This window comes from Paenibacillus sp. Paensp38, assembly GCF_059491915.1.
Genome location: NZ_CP168516.1, coordinates 2,483,543 through 2,507,511 on the forward strand (window position 1 = coordinate 2,483,543; position 23,969 = coordinate 2,507,511).

At 43.2% G+C, this 23,969-nt stretch carries 22 protein-coding genes; 4 read left to right on the forward strand and 18 right to left on the reverse strand.

What is annotated here, in order from left to right:
• Positions 1–53 precede the first annotated feature (53 nt).
• The 14 genes from ACEN8J_RS10815 to ACEN8J_RS10880 all read right to left on the reverse strand — a co-directional run bounded on the left by ACEN8J_RS10815 (position 54) and on the right by ACEN8J_RS10880 (position 14,878).
• Positions 54–1,061, reverse strand: coding sequence for a FecCD family ABC transporter permease (locus tag ACEN8J_RS10815; protein ID WP_340885283.1), 1,008 nt, complete (start codon positions 1,059–1,061; stop codon positions 54–56).
• On the reverse strand, positions 1,058–2,083 hold the full coding sequence (locus ACEN8J_RS10820) for a FecCD family ABC transporter permease (protein ID WP_165150091.1): 1,026 nt from the start codon (positions 2,081–2,083) through the stop codon (positions 1,058–1,060). The genes ACEN8J_RS10815 and ACEN8J_RS10820 overlap by 4 nt, the downstream gene beginning before the upstream one ends.
• Before the next feature lie 33 nt (positions 2,084–2,116).
• On the reverse strand, positions 2,117–3,100 hold the full coding sequence (locus tag ACEN8J_RS10825) for an ABC transporter substrate-binding protein (RefSeq protein ID WP_029515092.1): 984 nt from the start codon (positions 3,098–3,100) through the stop codon (positions 2,117–2,119).
• A gap of 134 nt (positions 3,101–3,234) precedes the next feature.
• Complete coding sequence (locus ACEN8J_RS10830; protein WP_029515094.1) at positions 3,235–3,684, reverse strand: Imm63 family immunity protein; 450 nt, start codon at positions 3,682–3,684, stop codon at positions 3,235–3,237.
• A gap of 345 nt (positions 3,685–4,029) precedes the next feature.
• The gene (locus tag ACEN8J_RS10835; protein ID WP_029515095.1) at positions 4,030–4,950 is read right to left on the reverse strand and encodes an aminoglycoside phosphotransferase family protein; all 921 of its coding nucleotides are present in this window, start codon (positions 4,948–4,950) and stop codon (positions 4,030–4,032) included.
• 196 nt (positions 4,951–5,146) lie between these two features.
• Positions 5,147–7,168, reverse strand: a complete 2,022-nt coding sequence (locus ACEN8J_RS10840; protein WP_495594489.1) for an oxidoreductase — start codon at positions 7,166–7,168, stop codon at positions 5,147–5,149.
• 287 nt (positions 7,169–7,455) lie between these two features.
• Complete coding sequence (locus ACEN8J_RS10845; RefSeq protein ID WP_340932119.1) at positions 7,456–7,986, reverse strand: hypothetical protein; 531 nt, start codon at positions 7,984–7,986, stop codon at positions 7,456–7,458.
• A gap of 141 nt (positions 7,987–8,127) precedes the next feature.
• Positions 8,128–9,003, reverse strand: a complete 876-nt coding sequence (gene aguB / locus ACEN8J_RS10850) for an N-carbamoylputrescine amidase (RefSeq protein ID WP_029515101.1) — start codon at positions 9,001–9,003, stop codon at positions 8,128–8,130.
• Positions 9,004–9,032: 29 nt separating this feature from the next.
• On the reverse strand, positions 9,033–10,064 hold the full coding sequence (locus ACEN8J_RS10855; protein WP_495594490.1) for an agmatine deiminase family protein: 1,032 nt from the start codon (positions 10,062–10,064) through the stop codon (positions 9,033–9,035).
• A gap of 118 nt (positions 10,065–10,182) precedes the next feature.
• Entirely contained in the window at positions 10,183–10,734 is a 552-nt protein-coding gene (gene yfcE / locus ACEN8J_RS10860) for a phosphodiesterase (RefSeq protein WP_029515104.1), read from the reverse strand.
• Between the two features lie 352 nt (positions 10,735–11,086).
• On the reverse strand, positions 11,087–11,467 hold the full coding sequence (locus ACEN8J_RS10865) for a VOC family protein (RefSeq protein WP_069011186.1): 381 nt from the start codon (positions 11,465–11,467) through the stop codon (positions 11,087–11,089).
• 231 nt (positions 11,468–11,698) lie between these two features.
• A complete protein-coding gene (locus ACEN8J_RS10870; protein WP_029515108.1) occupies positions 11,699–13,114 on the reverse strand; it encodes a glycoside hydrolase family 1 protein in 1,416 nt (471 codons plus the stop codon).
• Between the two features lie 211 nt (positions 13,115–13,325).
• Entirely contained in the window at positions 13,326–13,934 is a 609-nt protein-coding gene (locus tag ACEN8J_RS10875) for a DUF1349 domain-containing protein (protein WP_029515109.1), read from the reverse strand.
• A 35-nt stretch (positions 13,935–13,969) separates the two neighbouring features.
• Positions 13,970–14,878 (reverse strand): ROK family protein, encoded by a 909-nt coding sequence (locus ACEN8J_RS10880; protein WP_080658555.1) that lies wholly within the window; start codon positions 14,876–14,878, stop codon positions 13,970–13,972.
• A 314-nt stretch (positions 14,879–15,192) separates the two neighbouring features.
• On the opposite strand from ACEN8J_RS10880, the gene ACEN8J_RS10885 reads away from it, so the two are divergent.
• From ACEN8J_RS10885 to ACEN8J_RS10895, 3 genes are all read left to right on the forward strand, one after another.
• Positions 15,193–15,528: a ribosomal protein L7/L12 gene (locus ACEN8J_RS10885; protein ID WP_069011188.1), complete on the forward strand. Its 336-nt coding sequence runs from the start codon at positions 15,193–15,195 to the stop codon at positions 15,526–15,528.
• 17 nt (positions 15,529–15,545) lie between these two features.
• Positions 15,546–16,025 (forward strand): Cys-tRNA(Pro) deacylase, encoded by a 480-nt coding sequence (gene ybaK, locus ACEN8J_RS10890; protein WP_069011189.1) that lies wholly within the window; start codon positions 15,546–15,548, stop codon positions 16,023–16,025.
• Positions 16,026–16,111: 86 nt separating this feature from the next.
• Positions 16,112–17,302 carry an oxalate decarboxylase family bicupin gene (locus tag ACEN8J_RS10895; protein ID WP_069011190.1) on the forward strand — a complete coding sequence of 397 codons (1,191 nt, stop codon included), beginning with the start codon at positions 16,112–16,114 and terminating at the stop codon, positions 17,300–17,302.
• 78 nt (positions 17,303–17,380) lie between these two features.
• Here the strand turns inward: ACEN8J_RS10895 and ACEN8J_RS10900 are convergent, their stop codons facing one another.
• Positions 17,381–18,100, reverse strand: a complete 720-nt coding sequence (locus tag ACEN8J_RS10900) for a YebC/PmpR family DNA-binding transcriptional regulator (RefSeq protein WP_013310214.1) — start codon at positions 18,098–18,100, stop codon at positions 17,381–17,383.
• A gap of 218 nt (positions 18,101–18,318) precedes the next feature.
• Here ACEN8J_RS10900 and ACEN8J_RS10905 point away from each other — a divergent pair, with 218 nt between their 5' ends.
• Positions 18,319–19,083: a spermidine synthase gene (locus ACEN8J_RS10905; RefSeq protein WP_340957767.1), complete on the forward strand. Its 765-nt coding sequence runs from the start codon at positions 18,319–18,321 to the stop codon at positions 19,081–19,083.
• Here ACEN8J_RS10905 and ACEN8J_RS10910 read toward each other — a convergent pair.
• The 3 genes from ACEN8J_RS10910 to ACEN8J_RS10920 all read right to left on the reverse strand — a co-directional run bounded on the left by ACEN8J_RS10910 (position 19,080) and on the right by ACEN8J_RS10920 (position 23,915).
• Entirely contained in the window at positions 19,080–20,819 is a 1,740-nt protein-coding gene (locus ACEN8J_RS10910) for a proline--tRNA ligase (RefSeq protein ID WP_165150077.1), read from the reverse strand. The two genes, ACEN8J_RS10905 and ACEN8J_RS10910, sit on opposite strands and share 4 nt — an antisense overlap.
• Before the next feature lie 506 nt (positions 20,820–21,325).
• Positions 21,326–22,369, reverse strand: coding sequence for a carbohydrate kinase family protein (locus tag ACEN8J_RS10915; protein WP_029514878.1), 1,044 nt, complete (start codon positions 22,367–22,369; stop codon positions 21,326–21,328).
• 256 nt (positions 22,370–22,625) lie between these two features.
• Complete coding sequence (locus ACEN8J_RS10920; RefSeq protein ID WP_495594491.1) at positions 22,626–23,915, reverse strand: glycoside hydrolase family 27 protein; 1,290 nt, start codon at positions 23,913–23,915, stop codon at positions 22,626–22,628.
• Between the last annotated feature and the right edge of the window lie 54 nt (positions 23,916–23,969).

The following is a 23,969-nucleotide window of genomic DNA, read 5'->3' on the forward strand; positions in this document are numbered from 1 at the left end:
ACCCAGCCATATTTTGCATGGACATGGGTTAGCGTCTTTTCATTATTCTGCATTTAACTAGCTTTCGACAGCAAGTAAAGGAAATAAGGGGTAACCAGTATGGTGATAATAATTCCGGTTGGAATATCTGCACCAAAGCTGATCGTCCGAGTAAGTGTGTCAGCAATCAAAATGACGAGTGCACCAACTAATGCTGTCGTAGGTAGCAATAGCTTATGATTGGGCCCTACTAGCTTGCGCGCTAGATGGGGACTGACCATGCCTACAAAAAAGAAATTCCCTCCAAGTGCCACGCTACCAGAAGCGAGCGCAACGGCAGCAATCGTCAAGCCGATAAACTCCCTTTTAATTGCTACACCGAGGCCCGATGCTGTCTGATTCCCCAAATTCAACGTATTGAGTGTGTTAGACCTGTAAAAAACGTAAAAACAGATGATAAACACCCACGGGAGCAGCACCATAATATAGCTCCAGTCGTCCCCCCACAGGTCTCCAGCCTGCCATCTCAGAGCAAAGTCATACTGTTGCTTGTCTAGCCGGAGTGTCAACATCAGAGATAATGCGCTGTAGCCACTCCCCATAGCGACACCGGTTAAAATTAGGCCTGTAGGCGAGATGTCTCTTCCCCGCCTGAAAGCAAACATAAAAATCAAGAAAGCTGCCGTGAGGCCGCCTGCAAAAGCTAACCCTGGAAGAAGAATCGGCGATAGCAATCCTTCACTAGCGAACAACGTAATATACATAAGTACAAATAGCCCCGAGCCTGAGCTGATGCCGAGTGTCCCGGGACTGGCCATGTCGTTTTTGAGCAAGCTTTGCATGATACAGCCTGATATCCCCATGCCAATACCTACCAATATAGAAAGCACAATACGTGGCAGTCGAAAGTCAAACACGATCAGGTTCTGTTTGCTCGTTCCTTCGCCCATGATGATCTTGAAAACTTCGAGTGGAGAAAGGTTCATTTTCCCAACGTTCATACTGAGTATAGCCACTAACAGCGTCAGCACTACTAACAGTAAAATAATGCTAATACCCCTGCTATTGCGGGACAGCTTCAACTAAACTCCCTCCTTTGCTTGCGCACAAGGTAGAGAAAATAGGGTACGCCCACCAAGGCAAAAATAATGCCAAGGGGTGTTTCATGAGGGCGATTGATCAGTCGTCCAAGTAAATCCGCCCCCAACAGAAAGACTGCTCCATACAAAGCTGAGGCCGGGATAATATACCGATAATCCGTTCCGACCAAATGGCGCATAATGTGTGGCACGATCAAACCCACGAAGCCAACAGGACCGACGACAATAACCGATAACCCCGTCAGAATTAATACAATTAGAGTTGAAAACAACTTAATCCTATTGGCACGAATACCCAAGCCTGATGCTACATCCTCCCCGAAGCTCAAAATCGTAATTGAGGGAGAAAGCGCGATGGCACAGACCAAACCCACTACAAACAGTGGCGCAATGAAAGCTAATTCACCCCACTTGGCACTGGCTGTACCACCAGCAGACCAGTAATCAAGGGCTTGGCCAATCTCATACTTAATAGCGATAAACGTACTAAATGCACCAAAAAGCATGGAGATGGACATTCCTGCCAGTACCAGTCGCTGAGGCGTCATGCCTCGCTTGCCTATAGATGCGATGTAATACGTAATGCCCGTAGTGATTGCTGCACCTAGGCAAGAATACAGCATGGTTTCTCCGTAGGTGCGACCAGGCAAAAAGGCCATACATAACGCAATAGCAAATGTCGAGCCTGAGCTTATGCCAATGAGTCCCGAATCCGCTAGTGGATTACGAGTGGTTCCCTGCATAATCGCCCCACACACAGCCAAGCTACACCCTACAATGATATCTGCCACGGTGCGTGGAAACCGCAAGGTGTGAATAATCTGATGTTCCGTAATGTTGGGATCAAACTGAAATATAGCCCCCCACGCCAGCTTCAAGCTCATTTCCGCAGCACCAAAGGTAATGGATGCTGCGGTAACCACCAGAAGCAGGAACACGCCCACGATCATGCAGCCTATAAAATGAAATATTCCTTTTTTATTTGGTTCTTTGTGAGTAGACATCGATTACACCCTTAGTTGGTCAATTATGCATCGTTACTTCGTCTGTTCCAGCAATTTGCTAATCATATAATCTAGCTGTCCCGTCATACTAGCAACGTCCGAATAATAGAACAGTCCTGCATATTTCGCTGGAATTTCGATGATATGTCCGTTTTTAACGGCTGGAATGCTGCTCCAGATTTTTGTCTTCGCATATTCGGATTCCTTGCCTTCCTGCTTAAACCAAAGGACATAATCTCCAAAGTATTCAGCAGCTACCTCGTAGGATAAAGAACCACGATTCTCTCCGGAGTTTTTAACCAATGTGTTGAGCTTTTCCGGTTTGTGAAGTCCAAGATAATTGTAAAGCAACGTTCCTCCGCGTGAGCCTGTTTCATAATAAATTCCGTAGGAGCCACTGCCCCAGTCCTCGAAAATGCTAAACGTTTTGTCCTTGAATATGTCGGAATTTAGTTTTTCTTTGGCCTGACTCAGCTTGCTTTCAAACAGTGAAATCACTTTGTCCGCTTCTGCTTCATGTCCTGTGGCCTGACCAAGAAATTTCAAACGTTCTAGGGAGGTCATTTTATCCTCAGGTATCACAAGAACAGGCGCAATTTTAGACAGCTTATCATAATCCTTTGTATCATATGTAATGATGAGATCAGGATCATACTTCATAATTTCCTCAGTTTCCCACTTTTCAATATTGGGGACGTCGTTAAACTTATCGTAAAAAGGCATCGTTTCTTGTTTCCACCCCATGACTGCGGCCGGCTTAATCCCTAGTGTAAATACATCGCCAACATACCAGTTCACGACTACCCGTTGAGGATTAGCGGGCACCTTCACATCTCCTTTTACCGTAGAGACTGTACGTGTATCAGAATCACTGCTTACCTCTTCCTTCGTGGACGACGCGGATTTAGCAGATGAATCAGAGGAGCTGCCAGCATTCCCACAACCTGAAATAACGAAAATCACTACGAATAGTGCACATAAAATCATGTGAAACTTCTTGTTCATCATACGATGCATGTTGTAAATCTCCTTTGAAATATAGTAAGTGCAAAGCATACTTAAAATTAATAATAATGATATTGATAATCATTATCGCTAATATAAAATTGTAAATTTTACCTCACTGATTGTCAACTGTTTCTTGTTTTGTTTTACTTTAATGGGTTCTCCAGTGTGGCTCTTCTATTCGCTTCATGCCATTCCTGATAGATTCCTCCAATTTCATAAAATGCTTTGTTCATTGAAGTTGTCAGCTCCTTCATGATCTCCTTTGTATATTTTAAATGAGTATTTATGTTATCCACTTTATATTTGCGAAGCAGATTCAGATGGGCAATGATGTGAATTGTATCTTCGATGATCCAATAAATCACATCCTCTTCCTCTTTCGTAAGCTTGTTCAGCATCTGTATGCCTCTTTCATACATTTGGAGCGTATAACCCCGCTTGCTCACTTGCACATACGGACTCAGATCATCATAAAAATCCGTACAGAAAGGTCGTCTTACATATTGCTCATACTGCTCTTCATATATTGAAGTTTGTTCAAGCAGTTTAATCGTCATATCTATGAGTTCTTGTTCGCTATATATTTTTTTCATCAGATTTTCCCTTCCCTCTCTCTACTAAATAAATTCAAGTCATATGGACGAAAGCATCGGCTATTCTATGGGTAGTGGTATCCCTGATGTTCAATGGAACGTACGCGCTCGCAGCTTCAGCAACATCAACGTTTATCGTTACGTTTCAACACGCAACCTTGGTATACAACGATCACGTAGGCACGATTAGGCCATTGCTGTCCAGGTGGCAGGTCAATCCATTAGTGAAGGTAACAGCGTAAAGGCCTCCTCCGTTTCTGCCAAAGGTTCTACCGTTAAGCTAAAAGTGACGATAATAGAATGCTAAAAATAGACCGTCACTCCCAGGAGCAGCGGTCTTCATATTTACAAGTCGCGGTAACTGGGCAGGTACCATTTCGGTATATAGGATTGAAAGTCATCATATGCCTCCAATACCTCTTCAGCTCGTTGCACCATATCGTCTACCTCTTCTTTGCCAAATGGAATGGCCCAGTGGATCGATGAAAGCTGATTGCTTGCAATATACAGAGCCATTAATCTAAAAAATAAATCAGGTACATTGTTATTAAAATAACCGTGGATTCGGCCCGAAGCGAATAAAGGACTTAATGCTGCACACCAGGTAATTCTATTGAATTCTTCCCAAGGATCACCATAGTCCATTCTATTAAAATCGATGATACCCAGTTCACCAGATGGGGTAACCACCATATTGCCCACATGATAATCCCCATGCTGAAATGTTTGAGGACGATTTTCTAATAGATGACGGTTTTGCTCAATAAAGCTTATGGCTTGATCTGCTCCCTTTAAGAAAATACCGCATGACTTATAGTTTGTAATATACCTGTTGATTTTGCCATTATAATGCTCAGCCCATGGGGCTCGATCTGGCTCTGCATGAATCTCATGCATTTTTTTCAATGCATCTCCCGCTTGAACTCCAAGTTGATACTGTTGTGCTGCAGCTAACGTGGGGATCATCTCTTCAGCATCTTTCCCTTCGATCCAGGTGAACAAGGAATATACAGATTGACCCTCATTACAAAACCCAAATTCAAGCGGCCGGGACATGAACAGATTCTCCACGTGATTCAGCTTTTTTACAGCTTCAAACTCGCGTTTCTTTTTATCATAATGAACCATATCCGCCATTCTTAGCAGCAAGTCTCTACCATCAGTGGTTCGAATATAATATTTTTTGTCACTGGACCAGCCTCTATGAATCTCTTCCACGTTGCTCCACTTGCTGGCACCCGGTATTTCACTAAAGAGTTGATTCACGCTCATCCCCCCACGTTAAAATAGCCTTACTTACTAACTTACTATATGCTTTCCATAGTTTACCTTTGAAATGACAGAGGAATCAATCTTCTTCCAGAAAAAACTCAAATAAAAAAGGCTGAAAAGACAAGCTGTCTCTTCAACCTCAATATTCACTGAGTTGCCATCGTGAACACCCATCACTTATATTATAAAATCAGTAAGAATACGAAAACTCATGTTTAAATTCGTCTACCCGTTGAATGGTTTTGAGAATATTGCGACCTTCACGTGTACCATCAATAATACGACGAGCTTGTTTACTATCCCCAATATTAATAACTTCTACTTGATGTTTTTTACCATATTCGAGCAAGCTGTCCATCAGCGGACTGTATGAACGCATACCCAAGCATACGAATCCAAGATCAAAAGGAATCTCAAACTCCTGTTCTCCATGCTTTACTTTGAAACGGTCGCTACACACTTCTGTCAAAGCTGTTTCCGTATGGACGTTCACTTCCCGCTCCTCTACCATTTTCATCATGGAGATTCGGGTAATCATATCCAGATCTTTACCGAGTAGCGGCATCATCTCAATAATGGAAACCTCTTGTGCTCCACGCTCTGCGTAATATTCGACGACATCCAGTCCCACAGCCCCGCCACCAACTACAGCAATGCGTTTACCTTCAAACTCCTGGAATTTCTCCATGTTGTGCAAAAGATCAAAGATGGAGAACACTTTTGTCCCCGGTTTGCCCAGTTGCTCATGCAAACCTGCAATAGGCGGAAGAAGTGGTATGGCCCCCGTCGCATTGACAATAATATCAGGATTCAGGGCACTAATCATCGCCAAATCGGCTCGGCTCCCTGTTACAATGTTCAGATTGGTTAACTGTTTGGTGCGTTGAATCAGATAATCAGGGAAATCATTGATGCGTGTTTTGTCTGGCAAGCGGGCAATATCACGGGCCAAACCGCCCAACTCTGGTTTCTCCTCAAAGAGGGTTACTTTGCAGCCTACTTCGGCTGCCGTACATGCTGCTTCCATCCCAGCGGTACCCCCACCGATCACAACAACCTGAACATTGTTTTTAACACGTTGTTTCCGGTATTCAGCTTCCTTGAACAGATCCGGATTTACCGTACAGCAAATCGGTTTACTTTTGGAGATACGATGATCGGCACAACCAATGTTGCAAGAGATACATTTTCTAAGCAAATGTTCGTAGCCGTTTTGCACTTTAAGCACCCAGTTCGGTTCTGCAATCAAGCCTCTACCCATTGCCAAAAGATCCGCGTCACCTCTCACCAAAATATCCTGCGCAGCCTGTGGGCTCCGAATATTACCTGAGGTCATCGTTACCTTCCCGAAATTTTCTTTTACCGCTTTGGCCATATACGAGCGCCAACCATCTGGCAGGTTCATCCCGTCAATCTGGAACTGGATGGAATCATTCAGAGCAGCAGAAACATTCAAAATATCTACCTCATCATTAAGATACTCCAATAACTCGAGTGTATCTTCCAGTGTGTTCCCACCTTCTGTGAACTCTTCCGCGCTAAAACGTAAGCAAATAGGGAAGAATGGGCCTACCACTGAACGAATTTCATCAATGACTAATCTGGCAAAACGGGTACGGTTTTCTGCACTGCCGCCAAATTCATCCGTGCGTTTATTATACATCGGCGAAAGAAACTGACTCAGCAAGTAGGAGTGTCCCGCATGAATTTCAACACAGTCAAATCCTGCTCGTTGCGCTCTTCCCGCTGCTTCTCCGTATTTGCGCACAATGGCGTAAATTTCTTCTTTTTGCAAAGGTCTTGGAATCGCTCCGCCCTTTTTAGAAGGAATATTGGAAGAAGATACAGGCTGAATTCCGTTCAGTCGTCCCGCATAAGCTGAAGCACCCGCATGGTTAATTTGTACAGAAACACAAGTTCCATAAGAGTGTAGGGCTTCTGTTAATCTAAACAGTCCGGGAATAAACTGATCGTTATCCATACGCAGCTGGGTTGTTCCGTTCGTACCCATTGGGAAATCCAGACAAACATTTTCTACTGTTATCAAGCCGGTACCACCTTTGGCCCGTTGCACATAATAGTCAATATGATCCTGAACAAAGCTTCCGTCCATGGCAGCAAAGTTAGTTCCCATTGGGGGCATAACAATCCGATTTTTCAAGGTCATGCGTCGTATGGTTAGAGGTTCAAAGATAGCAGGATAGTGGTTCATTGTTCTTCCTCCTTGCGAGTGTACAAATTTCATGTTCAAGCTTCCATTAAAGCATTCTCATATGTGATTTATTTCACTTTTGGGAATATCGAGATGTTATTGAGTACGATCATTCCTTATGACTTGATTTTATATCATCTAATCCATAAATTCTAATGCTATTTTATGTACTAAATCATAGTTTCAATCTATAGATTAACTGGAGTTAGAAATAAAATAAAAAAGGAACAATCCTGTGAGGAATGTCCCTTTGGTGTGAAAAAACATGCTTATATTCCGGTATCCACCTACCGATCCGTTCTTTTGAAACCATTGGGTACACGCTCCAAAATCCCTTTCCTAACATATCTGTCCAGCAGCCCACACATTGTGGCATATCCATTTTTTCTGAATAAAGGTGCGTAGGCTGAGGCTTTAGGAGAGGTATTCAGATATTTAAGGAAAAATCCTTCGTCGATCACCTGGGTATCGTAAATATAAGCCTCAATAGATGTATGCCGTTCTGGGTGATGCTCCCCAATATTCATAAACAGACAATGATCACCATGCAAATCAGCTGACCATATTCCATCAATAATCAAGTCTGTTTCTTTCTGTTCCAGCCATTCAAACTGAGTTGGGAACGGATCAAACTCAGAAGGTCTGAATTGGTGGGTTTCGGTAGCCATTCGTTCACATAAACGCTGAGCAGATAGTGTGTATTCGTCCCACAAGCCCAGAATAGCCATATCTCTTTCACTCGAGTATTCCCACTCTTGGTCCTCTTCTGTCGAAGTTGGGAACTGTGCGAGTGATTGGTCTATCCCCTTATGTCTCATTGCTGTTTTCTTTCCTCCTATCCATCACTAGAAGTGCTCCATTCAGAAACCAAAAATCCCCTGCCCGAAAAGCCGGGTGAGTCCAATGAAAGGAAACACCCCGGCTTGACGTCAAGGGAGACTTGTCTATCCGTATCAAGATTATACTTTTAAATCACCATCATAGGTGGCAATCATATTGTACAGTTCAGGACGACGGTCACGGAAAATGCCCCATTCAATCCGTCCTACTTCCAGCTCATCCAGGTCAAATTCAGCAGTAAGCACTTCTTCATCGGTACGACCCGCTTCTGCGATCTTGTTACCTTGATGTCCGGCAATAAAGGATGAACCGTAGAATGTAATACTGGAGTCTTCGTCCGTTTCAGTTCCGATCCGATTGGAAGCTATGACTGGAATCAGGTTGGAAGCAGCATGACCCAGCATGCAAGTCTGCCAGTGATCCTTGGAATCGATGGCAGAATCCTGCGGTTCTGAGCCAATAGCTGTCGGATAGAACAAAAGTTCTGCGCCCATGAGCGCCATACAGCGGGCCGCCTCAGGATACCATTGGTCCCAGCACACGCCTACCCCAATTTTGGCATAACGTGTATTCCATACTTTAAAACCGGTATCGCCCGGATTAAAATAAAATTTTTCCTCATACCCAGGACCGTCCGGGATGTGGCTTTTGCGGTATTTACCTAACACTTCACCGTCTGCGTCAATGACGGCAAGACTGTTGTAGCGCGCGTAGTTTTTCTTTTCATAGAAGCTGATTGGCAGCACAACCTGTAATTCTTTGGCGATTTTCCTAAAATGGTTAACCGCTTTGTTGTGCTCCAGCTCAGTGGCATATGAATAATAATCAGACTTTTCCTTCTGGCAGAAATATGGAGTCTCGAACAACTCCTGTAGCAAAATAATTTGTGCGCCCTGCGCAGCCGCTTCACGTACTAACTTCTCTGCTTTACTAATATTTTCTTCGATATTGGTAGAACAGCTCATTTGAGTTGCTGCAACTTTTACTTTTCTCACTTTAGTCCTCCTTTTAGATGTTGTATCGTTCAACGCTTTACAGCAGGCATCTGCTGGGTCGTACAGTGCACGTTACCGCCTTCACGGATGACCGCCATACCGTCTACAGTACGAATGGTGCGATCTGGGAATACATTTGCCAGCACTTGCTCAGCTGCAAGATCACTCTCAGCGGCAGTGCCGCCGAACACTGGCAAAATAATACCGCCATTCACAAAATAGAAGTTAATATAACTCAGTGTCAATCGGCTGTCTTCATAATCCACACGCGGCGGCTGACCGATTCGAATCACTTCCAGCTTACGGCCTTTGGCATCCGTTGCTTGCTCCAGAATGCGCAGGTTTTCCTGCGTGATTTCGTAATTTTCATCCTCAGGATCATCACACACTTGCATAATGACCTTGCCAGGAGCTGCAAAACAAGCAATATTGTCCACATGACCGTCTGTTTCGTCGCCACTAAGACCACGTTTTAGCCATATTATCTTCTCGGCACCTGTATACTCACATACATGCCGTTCAATTTCTTCTCTGCTTAATTCCGGATTTCGGTTGGAATTGAGCAAACACTCTTCGGTTGTAATCAGTGTGCCTTCGCCATCTACGTGCAGTGAGCCGCCTTCCATCACAACCGGTGCATCAAACCGTGGAACTCCAAGTTTGTCCAAAATTTGCGGTGCAACCTGGTCATCCAGGTCCCATGGGGCGTATTTGCCACCCCAGGCGTTAAACTTCCAGTTAACACCTGCCAACTGACCATGCTCGTCTGTGAGAAAAGTAGGGCCGTTATCACGCAGCCACGCATCGCTGTGCTCAATCGGCAGCAGTTCTACCCGTTCCCCAAGTTCAAGCGTCTTAACGCTCTCCAAATCTTCCGGATTTACGACCACAGTAACTGGTTCAAATTCCGCCATGGCGCGTACAATTCCGGCATAGCCCTTGCAAACATCAGCATGCATATCCGGGTAAACCATTGAAGATTTTACAGGCCAAGAAATATACGTGCGTTCATGTGGCGCCCATTCAGGCGGCATCTTATAATGTGAATCCTTAATTTGCATGTATTGAAGCTCTCTTTCTTTTTCATAATGTAGACTCCGCTCCTATCATACAATAATATGATCTTTGTCTCAATCGAAGCGGAAAACTTTCAATAATTTACATTCACATTGGAGTAAATTACTTTGAAAACGTGATTGCTTTCACTGTATTCCCATCAAAATCCTTCACAGTGAATTGTGCACCCTCCAACACACCGTAAGAGGATGGATAGTTTTCTTTTGGCAGCGAGATCGAACCGGGGTTCAGTATAAAGATCCCATTTTCCACATCTGCTACCGGAATATGAGTATGTCCCTGGATAAACACATCTCCCGCTTCTAGTGGTGGTAAATTTCCGATACTAAAGCCATGTCCGTGCGTGACATAGATTCTCCGTCCTTCATGGTATAGCAAAGCATAATCACCCATCATAGGAAACTCCAGCAGCATCTGATCCACCTCTGCATCGCAATTCCCACGCACAGAAACGGCAATGTGGGACTTGTGCTTATTTAGCAGTGCGGCCACTTCTGCCGGATTATACCCTTCTGGTAACGGATTACGTGGTCCGTGGTACATATAATCTCCGAGCAGGACAAGACGATCGGCTTTCTCCTCCCTGAACTTTTCCAGTGCCAATTGCAACCAATGCAGTGAGCCGTGAATATCTGATATAAACATCAATTTCATAATTATTCTTTCCTTTCTGAATAGGCTGAAAATATTCCACTTAAGCACATTATTGCATTATTCCCTAAACAAATCTGTGCAAAAATGTTCTTTCGTTTGGTCATACTCTTTTTAAGACAATAAACTACAGCTCCGAGTGAGCTGTAGTTTATTGTTATTCCTTTTATATTTGTACTTATCATCTTCGGTGATTTTACGGGTGACCTTGCAAGGGTTTTCAACCGCAATCACACCAGAAGGCACATTACCACCGATCCATCCTCGCTTCGCTTATTTAGATACAGAAGTCAGATTTCTTTTAAAGCTTCATTGTAGGATTCCACATGCTCACTCTTCAGAACTGAAAAGCTACTCACATTGAAATTTCCACTAAATTACCTTCTGGATCTTTAATTACGCTTTCATAATAGCCGTCACCTGTCAATCTTGGCTGACCCACTACTTCATATCCTGCAAGCATGAGCTGCTCTGTCTTTTCATTCACCAGTGCTTTACTTCCAACGGAAAATGCCACATGAGCCCAGCCCGTAATATTGATCTGTGGAGAATGATCTACTCCCGTTTTGCGCATAACTTCTAACCTTGCTCCATCCTCAAAGGTGATAAAATAGGACTCAAACCCTTTTGTCGCATTATAATATTTATCATTAGATTTCCCATCAAAGTATTGCTCGTAAAAACTCTTCATCTTTTCTAAGTCTCTCACCCAGATCGCTACATGCTCAATCTTCATTATTTTCCTCCTTCTGTAGCCCTCATCATTAAAAATCATTAATTTATACTGGACTCTATTTTCTGTATAGTTATTATTATCGTTTTAATAAGTCTTAATATATATTAGTAATTAATTTTTCTCCAATTCTAACACCCCTAAAAAATTAGCGGCCGCTTCGTAAAAGAAAAAAAGCGGTCGCTATCTATAAGCCTTCATTTATATATAATTAATCACTGGATTATTTATAAATTAACGTTTCAAGCTTTCACCATTCGTAGCAATAACTTCTTTATACCAATGGAACGATTTCTTCGGATATCTTTCAAGTGTACCGCTGCCATCATCGTGACGATCTACGTAAATGTAGCCATAACGTTTCTTAAGCTGAGCGGTCGATGCGCTGACAAGGTCAATACATCCCCAAGACGTATAGCCCAAAACCTCTACTCCGTCCTCAATAGCTTCTCCAACTTGAACCAAATGATCATTCAGGTAGTTGATCCGGTAGTCATCTTCAACCGTTTTTTCGCCTTTTTCATTTGTAATCAGTTCATCAACGGCGCCCAGACCATTTTCAACGATGAATAGTGGTTTTTGGAAGCGATCATAGAACGTATTCAGGACATAACGTAAACCTTGCGGATCAATTTGCCAGCCCCACTCACTTGCCTCAAGATGCGGATTGATGACACCACCAAGGATATTACCTTCACCTTTGACTTTTTTAGCTTCGTCAGCTGTCTCACAAGTACTCATATAATAGCTGAACGAGATAAAATCAACGGTATGTTTCAAATCTTCGGCATCACTTGGTTCAAAGTGAATAGTAATTCCGTTTTCTTTAAAGAAACGTTTCATGTAACCTGGGTATTGACCTCTTGCGTGAATATCGGCAAATGCCATGTTTCTGTGATCAAATTCCATTGCAGCAATGACATCGTCTGGATTTGGTGTCAGCGGATAAGTAGGCATACTCAGCACCATACAGCCAATTTTGAAATCAGGGTTGATCTGATGACCGATTTTTACCGCTCTTGCACTCGCTACAAGCTCATGGTGAATAGCTTGATAAAGATCTTGCTCACTAAGTTGATCTTTTGGTGTGCTAATTCCTCCACTCATGAATGGTGCTTCAAGAATGGAGTTGATTTCATTGAAAGTCAACCAGTATTTAACTTTATCTTTGTAGCGATTAAATACAGTTGTAGCATAGCGCTCATAAAAATCAACAAGCTTACGGTTTACCCAACCATCGTATTCTCTGGACAAATGTAAAGGTGTTTCATAGTGAGATAGTGTAACGAGTGGCTCAATTCCATATTTGTGAAGTTCATCAAACAAATCATCATAAAATTGCAAGCCTTTTTCGTTAGGCTCCAGTTCGTCACCTTTAGGGAAAATACGTGACCATGCGATAGAAGTACGGAATACTTTGAAACCCATTTCCGCGAAGAGTTTGATATCTTCTTTATAATGATGATAAAAATCAATACCGATCAATTTCATGTTATCTTCTGTGGGTACATCCGTAACGGGCCCCCAACCACCACGAGGAGTTACATCCTGAATGGACCAGCCTTTTCCATCTTCTTGATAAGCGCCTTCGAGCTGATTAGCAGCAACTGCTCCGCCCCACAGGAAATCTTTTGGAAACTGTGTACTCATATTTTCTCCGCCTTTGCTGATGTTTTTTATTAACTAGGATAGAAACACGTTACCCTTATGCAAATGTGTTATAAAGTACTTCTAATTGAATCTTAAGGTTTGTAACGCGTTTCATGTCAAGTTTTATTTTAAAAACATCCAGAACTTATCACAGTATTATCTCCAATAATTACTCCCATATTTATAACTCTTCTATTATTGAGTAAAATGACTATTCTTCAAATGGCGGATCTACATGAATATCTCTATCTGGTTCAGTACTTACCCAGCGTGTAAAGATAACCTGAAAGCCGGCTCGAGTCGGCGCGCAGGCAAAAGGACCTGCCTGTTGTCCCGTTTCATAAGGAAAACGTGCTACACGTACAGTGCGCCAGCTTTGATTTTCGGTTCGGGCTCTAATGATAACCGCGTCCTGTAGTTGTGAAGCACGGATCGTGACATTTTTCCCTACCCAATCGGGTACAGGAGCTAATGACCAATCGGAATAGCCATCTGTGACTACGACTGCCAGCTGAGGAATTCCGTCATTTAATTCGATTCCGGCTTTAATCCACTTTTGTTGTCCTTGATACAGCATTATACCGGCCTGATCGTAAAGCTCCGTAAATGAGCCTAATTGAAACGTGACTTCGATGGCAGAGCCTTCTTCCCAGTCTGTAAGCAGGGAATGTCCGCTACTGCGTTCAAACCCATACAAAGTTTTTTCCCAGTAGTCGCTTCCTTCTCTGGTTTCAACTTTAAGGAACTGGTCTTCTTCTATGGATGATACAGGATGATTAGTCCATGTCCCTGTAGTCCATGCAATCGATTTTTGATTCATTAATCTCATCCTCTCATGCTTTATTGAACGATGCCCTATTTCCTTTTCTCCACCAATTGCAAATTGTACGTCAGACTTTCAAGGGTCACTGAAATCAACCCAAACATGTATTCATCATGAGTATCGTTTTTCACAAAAATTTCGGGCATATGTTCTTTGGGTACATCTTTTAGACAGCCGTTATAAATATCGTCCAACAGATTCGGCTTGGATAACTCTCCAGTCAAAGCGATAGATACAGGGTCTATAATTGCAATAATGGAAGTTATCGTTTGGATCGCCAGAGGAACAAATCCCTCTGTGCTATTTAACTGTTTAAGCTGTTCCTCTCTTGTTAAATCAAAAGGTAAGAAGGAAACTTCCCCCGCAAATTTGGTATTTCCTTTTAACAAATGTCCATCGACAATAAAACCCGCTCCGGGGAAATTGTCTTTTGGAAACGTAACAATAGCAAAGGTTTTATCCTCATCATAATTCTGCATGTTATAAAATCCGTAGACTGTTAAATGCATATCATTTTCAATGGTAACTTCTAATCCGTATTTATCTTGAAGCTGTGGACCTACAGGGACTCCTATGAGCAGGTCGAGATCACAAACATCGATAATTCCTTGATGAACAACCCCGGGGATGCCAATTCCAATGGCTTTGACGTTTCCATAGTTATTAATCAGCTCTCCAATTTTGGTTTCTATGACCTCATAATCAATATGAGGCACAATGGAAGTATTCTCGATGATGATATCACCAAGCAAATTAGCAACAGCATAAGTAAGAGAATGTATACCGCCTTCCGTTTTCACATTTAAACAGATAATATAAGAATAATCAGCGTTATATTTGTAACGTCTAGCCGGACGTCCGCCGTTCGACTCTTCCAATTCCGTCTCTAATACTTCCCCGGTTTGAAGAAGCTCATTCAGAATATTTCCGCAGGTTGCCACACTAAGACCTGTGATACTGGCTATCGATGACTTGGTTGCATATTCCTTGGATTTCAGTGTGTTTTTAACTAACTCTACATTAATTTGTTTAACCCGAATGGTGTTATTGGAGACTGGTTGTATTTGAATACACTCCTTTTCCAGTATTTATTAAAAGGTTTATAATAAGTTGTAATATAACGCTCTGCCTGTAAAAAGTCAATTTGTACGCCTTTTCCTCTTCTCCTCTATCATCATGCTATACTATAAATAAGAAATAAATTTTTAGTGCAGCATTTCTGCGTTGAAAGTCACTTAAATAGGGGGGAATTCTGTTGTCAGCTATTGAGTATATAGCAATCATCGCATTGCTCCTCTCCGTCATACTTTTAATTAAGGTCTACAGCCTTCAATCTCGGCTTAATGACTTGAAATCCGACGTGGAGCGTCTAGAAAATCGTTCAGGAATACAAGGAACATCGCTGTCAGGCACCATCCCTGCCTCTCCTCCACATATTCTAGATGCAGGAGCTTCAGAAGATATCAATGAAAGGTTGCTCCTGCTCATTAGGGAAGGAAAAAAGATTCAAGCCATAAAAGAACTGAGAACGGCTAAGGATCTTTCCCTTAAGGATGCAAAGGATTATGTGGATCACTTGGAAAAACTCTAAAGAAAGGAAGAAATAAGATGAGTGCCAGCAAAACAAACGCCATGCGCATATTGGACGGGCAACATATACAATACAATATTTTGAGTTATGATCATCAAGATGGAAAAATAGACGGTATGAATGTGGCTGAGAAAATCGATAGAGCCCCGGAGATAGTTTTCAAAACTTTGGTTGCACACAGCAAACAAAATCTGTTTGTTTTTGTAATTCCTGTACATAAAGAGCTTGATCTCAAAAAAGCAGCCAAATCCGCGGGAGAGAAAAAAATTGAAATGCTTCCAGTTAAGGATTTGCAAAAGTTTACGGGATATATTCGCGGTGGCTGCTCCCCCATTGGAATGAAAAAGCTCTACCCCACTTTTATCGACCAGCCTGCATTGGAACTGGAAGCCATCGTTGTAAGCGGTGGGAAAATTGGGACCCAACTGGAGTTAAGTCCGCACGATTTAGCTCAAATCATTCAGGCTCAGTTTACAGATCTAACGCATACAGCATAAAACTCACTACATGATCATAAAATCTTTATGCGTATTTTCTTATCCCATACTTCATCAAGCTTCAACCTGGAGAGGAAGATTTAATGATGCATAATGATTGCCCTAAAAATGCAAGAATCCCCCAACCCATCAGATGTGATGGTGCTGGGGGCATCGACAAGGGTCCACGTGATGTGATGAGGGATCTACAGAATCCCGATATGCTGGTTCCCCCCGTAACGGACAATGGTCTCATTCCAAATATGAGATTTTCTTTTTCTGATGCCCATATGCAGCTTAATCACGGTGGGTGGTCAAGAGAAGTAACGGTAAGGGAATTACCTATTGCTACAACCCTTGCCGGGGTGAATATGAGTTTGACACCGGGTGGTGTACGTGAGCTTCACTGGCATCAGCAAGCGGAATGGTCATATATGCTGTTGGGAAGTGCTCGCATTACGGCAGTAGACCAAAATGGACGTAATTTTATTGCTGATGTGGGTCCCGGAGATCTCTGGTATTTCCCTCCTGGCATTCCGCACTCTATACAGGGACTTGAGGATGGGTGCGAATTTTTGCTGGTTTTTGATGATGGTAGTTTCTCCGATCTGAACACCCTATCCATCTCCGATTGGTTCGCACATACTCCCAAAGACGTACTTTCTGCAAATTTTGGTGTACCAGAAGCTGATTTTGCAGCCATTCCTCAAGACCAAGTATATATCTATCAGGATTCCGTTCCCGGTTCTCTTCAAAGCCAAGCGGTTTCCTCTCCCTATGGTACGATACCTCAGTCCTTCAAGCATGAATTACTAGCCCAGCCCCCAATCAAAACGCCGGGCGGAAGCGTACGAATCGTCGACTCCTCCAATTTTCCGATTTCCAAAACCATTGCAGCTGCTCTTGTTGAGATTGAGCCCGGCGCCATGCGAGAAATGCACTGGCATCCTAATAATGACGAATGGCAATACTATCTTGCCGGGCAAGGACGGATGACTGTCTTTGGCGGTAATGGTGCAGCCCGTACGTTTGATTTTAGAGCCGGAGATGTTGGATATGTGCCTTTTGCTTACGGTCATTACATTCAAAATACAGGCTCCAGCACACTTTGGTTTCTTGAAATGTTTAAAAGTGACCGTTTTGCAGATGTTTCCTTGAATCAATGGATGGCCCTTACGCCTACAGAACTGATTCAGAGTAATTTACATGTAGGTACTGATGTGATCTCAAATTTACGAAAGGTAAAATGGCCCGTTGTCAAATATCCCAGTTATTCTTATGACCCTAAAAAGAAATAACCATAAGAGGTCCGATGATTACTATACAAAAAAACACCGTATCTAAATACGGTGTTTTTACAAACTAATTAACAAAGACTATTCCTCAGAGTCTACATTGTGGTAAACCTGCTGAACATCCTCCAAATCTTCTAATGCATCAATCAGTTTATCGAATTGAACCTGTGCATCTTCTGGAAGAGAAATATCATTTTGGGCAAGCATGGTGAGCTCCGCAACGGTAAACTCAGTTACTCCTGCTTGTTTGAAAGCTTCCTGCACAGCATGGAATTGATCAGGCTCTGCATATACGATGACGGCTTCATCTTCTTCAATGATGTCACGTACCTCTACATCTGCCTCCATCAGTAGCTCCAGCACTTCATCTGCGGTTTTACCCACCAGACCAATAACTGCTGTTGAATCAAACATGTAGGCTACAGATCCGCTCACACCCAGGCTACCACCATTTTTAGTAAAAGCAGAACGAACATCCGATGCTGTACGGTTAACGTTATTGGTCAGCGCATCTACAATGACCATGGAACCGTTCGGTCCGAAACCTTCATAACGAAGCTCTACGTAGTTTTCATCGCCAGCACCTTTTGCTTTTTCAATAGCACGGTCAATGATTGCTTTGGGTACATTGTACGTTTTTGCACGTTCTAGAACTACTCTTAGTACCCGATTGGATTCAGGATCAGGTTCGCCTTGTTTGGCTGCCACATAAATTTCCACGCCAAATTTAGCATATATACGACTCGTATTAGCATCCTTGGATGCCTTCTTTTCTTTAATGTTATTCCACTTACGTCCCATAATATCCCGCTCTCTTCCTGTATGAATATACACAACGAACTTCATTATATCCTTGTATATTATATCTCCTAAAGGACATACGAACAAGTTTAAACAACTCTGTTATGGAAAAATAAACAATTCTACCTAATTAGGGATGCTTGAAAATGTGTACTTTCATTTCTCCTCATCTATGGACAATCTCCCTATCCATGTCTAAGATGAAGAGGAAGTCTGACTTGAAGGAGATCATTCACTTGGATGTCTTGTACAAAAAGTTGAGCCATAATCATGAAATCACAGTATACGAAACCACCGAGCTGTATGGTGAAAAGGGATTATTTCGGGTGATGCAGTTTTCAAATACAGCCGTCCAAGGCGCGGTGGACTTGAATCATCCACAACGCATTTTGTTCGAATATCCGAGAGCAATTATCCATCTTATGGAGCTGAACGATCCATCATTTGAAGATGTATTTGTTATCGGGCACGGTATAGGTACAATAGCGGGTCATTTTACAGATAAACGTTTTAAGATTGCCGAGCTGGATGCACAAGTTGTAGAGTTCAGCCGAACATTCTTTGGATACGATCAGGATAATGTGACTGTTGGCGATGGACGACGCCTTCTGGAGAAGGAAGCGCCGGATGCTTATGACTATGTTATTTTGGACGCCTTCACGGAGCTGGGTACGCCCTTGCATTTAGTATCCTGGGAATTTTTCAAGATGGCCAAAGAAAAGCTGGATTCCGAAGGCTCCCTGATCATGAATTTAATGGGCAAAAGTGAACACGACCATTTGATCCATGCCATTCATACAACGTTGCGTGAAGAATTTGCCTATGTCTCAACTTTCTCGCTCCCCTCGGAAGGCGCTGCCGACGTTCAAAATATCATTATGATAGGTCGGGACAAGCCAATCCGGTTTCAGGCACGTCAGATGGCGGACTTTCATGAGATTACACTCGGAGAAGGCCATATTCTACGGGATATAGATGCTTAGTGTAGTTCCAATATTCGTCTCTCTACATCTTCAATACGAATCGTCTCTTTGTTGCAGCTTTTTCGTTCCACTAACTCTACTTTCCCGTGTTCGGCATCTTTACCTACGATGATGCGCACGGAAATACCTACTAAATCGGAGTCTTTGAATTTAACCCCAGGCCGTTCCTCCCGATCATCCAGCAGCACCTCCACACCGCGATCCTGCAGCTGGTTGTATAATTTCTCGGCTATTTGCATCTGAAGCCTGTCTTTCACAGAAATCGGAATAATATGAACTTGAAACGGGGCTAGTGCATAAGGCCATATCATTCCGTTCTGATCGTGATTTTGCTCTACAATGGCAGAAAGGATCCGGGATACGCCAATGCCATAGCAGCCCATAATCATCGCTTGCTCAGCTCCAGACGCATCCAGAAAGGTCGCACCCAGCTTCTCACTATATTTGGTGCCCAATTTAAATACGTGTCCGATCTCAATTCCACGATGAAGTTTCAATTCCCCTTCGTCACATCGAGGACATCTATCCCCTTCTATGACATTGCGCAAGTCAGCCACATGCCGAAGATCTATATCGCGCCTTGGGTTCACATGTCGATAATGGTAATCCAGCTCGTTCGCGCCTGCGATACCGCTGGACATTTGGACAACGGCGTAATCCACCCACACAGGGATTGTCAATCCGCATGGGCCTATGAACCCCGAGGGGGTTCCAGTCGCCTTTGACACGATGTCTGTACTTGCTATTTCGAATTTTTCACTACCTAAAATATGTTTAATTTTCACTTCGTTAACCTCATGATCCCCCCTAACAACTACAGCAATAGGTTGATCGTCAGCCATATAAATCAGTGTTTTGATGATTTCTTTGGGCTCTATGTGAAGCGATTCAACCAGTTGATCTATTGTACACAGGCCTGGAGTATGGAATTTTTCCATTTTAGCTGTATCAAAAGAAGGAGGGCTGACTTGTTCATTTTTATATGAGACAGGAGATATTTCTATTTTTCCCGTCGACCGCGCCACGGATTTTTCAAGATTAGCTGCATATTCACAGCAGGTACATGCTACAATGGTGTCCTCTCCAATATCAGCTAGAGCCATAAATTCATGGGTTTCACCTTCGCCACCAATGGCACCCGCATCTGCTTCTACTGCACGAAAGTTTAGACCACAGCGAGTGAAAATGCGATGATATGCCTGGAACATGGTCGAATAGGTATGATCTAGTCCTTCCCAATGTGCATCAAACGAATAGGCATCCTTCATCAAAAATTCTCTACTGCGAAGCAGGCCAAATCGCGGACGTCGTTCATCCCGAAATTTGGTTTGAATTTGATACAACGTTACAGGCAATTTGCGATAAGAATTCACTTCATTTCGTATTAAAGACGTAATGACCTCTTCATGTGTAGGCCCCAAAGCAAACTCCCGACCATGCCGATCTTGCAAACGCATCAACTCAGGACCATAAACATCGTATCTTCCTGATTCTTGCCACAGCTCCGTTGGCTGCAATACAGGCATCAGCAGCTCCCCAGCCCCTACGCGATCCATTTCATCCCGTACGATTTGCTCTACTTTTCTGAGCACCCGTCTGCCCAGGGGCATATAGGTGTACATTCCAGCCGCCAGTTGGCGGATAAATCCTCCCCGCAGCATAAGCTGATGACTGATCACTTCAGCTTCTGCGGGTGCTTCACGCAAGGTTGTCAGTAATAATTGGCTTTGGCGCATGTGTAGCTTCCTCCTTGTATGGACGATAAAATGTACGCAAAAAGACACATCCGTCAGGGACGAATGTGTCGTGGTACCACCCTTCATTTGACCGTAGCCATACACGGAACGGTCCTTCATTAGATAACGGCGTCTAGCCGGTAACGGTTTATCATACAAACCGCTACAGCTCGCAAGGCAGGGAAACGTTCATTCGCGGCGAGAAACCTTTCAGCCCATGAGTTTCTTCTCTGTATAGCGAGTATTGAACCTTTGATCCTTGGTCTACACTATTCCTATATATTACAATTTTCACCACTTTACACGAAATGTAATTTCTAGTCAAGGAGATAATCTTCTGCTACACAGCAAGAAACTCGTTACCCTGCTCTGCCTGTAAGGGCCGCATAGAATAGATCAGTCTGTCCATCATACAACATGCTCCTTTTACAAATTCAATAATTGAGGCCATTACATACGTGAAGCTCCAAATATGCGCTGTTGTAGGTTAGAGTTCTCTTGATTAATTATGTATCATTCTTTTTAAAATACACGCCCTTGAAAAACACAAAATTTTGCGTATGTGTGCCATACAGCTCCTGAAACCTAGAATGAAGTTTATTCATAGAAAGAGTCTCTGAGACCGTCCGATCCGTTTGCAGGGTCAAGTCGACACAGCTAATTCCAAATTGGCACACTTGCTCCATAGGATAACCTTGGGTAATTCCATATATCATCCCGGCAATAAAAGCATCATCTGCGCCTGTGACATCAATGACCTCTTGAACGGGATGAATGGGAATTTGGCCATGAGTTCCATCCTGAGAGGCGTACAAAACACGATCAGCACCGCAGATAAAAATGACATTCTGAACTCCAAGTTTGTGAAAAATTCGGGTGGCATCCAACATATGCTGATCATCTGTAAGTTCTAGCTCCAAATAGGCTTCAGCCTCCACCGGTTTACATACCAGCCACTCCACTCCATGCAAATTTCGGGGAAGCTTTCTCATCTTCGAGGCCGATACCGAAGAAACGACAATCGGAATCCGATGCTCATGACAGACATGTATGGTGGCTGCAATTACGTTCATAGAGAAATTAGTGTCCAGCAGAACGAGTCGGGATGAGGCAATTAAAGGAGCATTTTCAAAAATTACTGAAGGACGAATCTGATCATAAATCTCCATTTCTGCTGTCGCTACAATCAGTTCACCACGCTCGTTCAGCAAGGCAGTATAAACCCCAGTTGACGGTTCACCTTGGACTTGCAGAGGAACCACGTGCATGTAACGGCTGGACTGTTCGATAATAAATTCACCTTCCGCATCGTCCCCAACTGCGGTCAGCAGGCTGACCCGCTGGCTCAACCTCCCTAAATTTTCGGCTACATTTCGTGCTACCCCACCGCAAGATTGCAGTCTTGTACTGCTCGGATTGGAGGTATGAAGCTGAAATGTACCTTTAATCATGATTTTACGATCCAAATTGGCCCCTCCGATACATAGTATTGGTTTGCTAGAGGGCCAAGGCTCGTCCTGTTCATTTTGGTGGATTTTTTTTAATTTCATCATTTGACTCCTTTCTCGAGTCTATTCGTTAAAATGATTTAAATTTGTACAGAAATAGGCACTATATAAAATTAACACGTTCCAAATGTCATATTCCCAAGAATAATGTCGAGTTCGTTAAAATATCCTAAAGTTACACATGCAAAAAAACACCCTATTGTAAAGATATCTTTCACTTTTACGATAGGGTGATTGGGTTGGAACTACAGCATAGTTCTTCCTTACATTATGTTATTCAGGATTTTTGCAAAATCCTCTATTTCAAAATAAATAGAGCTGCTCCGTGAGGAGGTAAATCTGTGGACAGCTCTTGTGCTAAAACACCTAAATCTACATGGTTCCATAAATCTCTGGCATTTGCCTGACCTTCAATACCAAGGTCTTTTAAGGATACACGCACCTTTGAAGATTCATCCCCAGCATTAAACAAAGCTGCATATACATGCCCTTTCCCGTTATGTGAAGTCCAAACGATATGTTCATCCTTTCTATACACCTGCCGTGCATTCAAACCGTTGCGATGAGCATTTAACACTTCTTCATTAGTCAGCAAAGAAAGAGTCCATGCATCATTATCCCGCAGTTCGCCCCCGAACATCAGGGGAGACCGGAAAATGCTCCACAAGGTCATCATCGTTAGCTGCTCATCCTTAGTAAAGCGTGTCCATCTGTCATGGCTGCCGGAATCTACCGAATCTACCGAACGAATACCCAGATGACCCAGTGGCAGCATGTCGCAATCCGGCCAGTGACCTGGACCTACATGTTCTGCCCATTTCTCGCAGCGCTCAAACATACCATACAGTAAAGGCCATACATCCCAGAAGTCATCAGTCATACGCCACATATTCGCGTTTGCGATTAAATCAGATGCATACTCCAGCGGTGCAGGACCAGGCGATAGACTCAACACCATCGGACGTCCGCATTGGGCGATAGCCCGCCTAATCAATTCAATTTCCGCCAAATGAATACCATAGAGACGTGATGCAGCAATGTCATCTACTTTGACAAAATCCACACCCCATTCCGCATACAGATCAAACAACGAATTATAGTACTCTTGTGCGCCTTCCTTGGATGCATCTACCCCATACATATCTGTGTTCCAGGGACAAATAGAGTTGGGATGCGCAATTTGTCTCGCCGTGGCTGTGGTTCCCAAAATCGGGGTATCCTGATGCACCGCCTGACGGGAGATGCCTCTCATAATATGTATACCAAATTTCAATCCCAGACCGTGTACATATTCCGCAAGAGCTTGGAAGCCTCGTCCATCTGCTGCCGAAGGAAACCGATTCACTGCTGGAATAAGACGTGAAAATGAATCCATTTCCAATGGGACAAACGGGCGATACTGTGAAGATACTGCTCCTGACTCATACCACTGAATATCTACCACGACATATTCCCAACCATATTCCTTCAGATGCTCCGCCATATATTGAGCATTTCCCCGTACTTCCTCTTCCCGTACTGCTGCACCGTAGCAATCCCAGCTATTCCACCCCATAGGTGGTGTATGCGCTGTCAAATGATGCTTCATTTCATTCATCCTTTCATCCAGTAGATCTCATCCTGCTACCAAAAATCCCCTCAT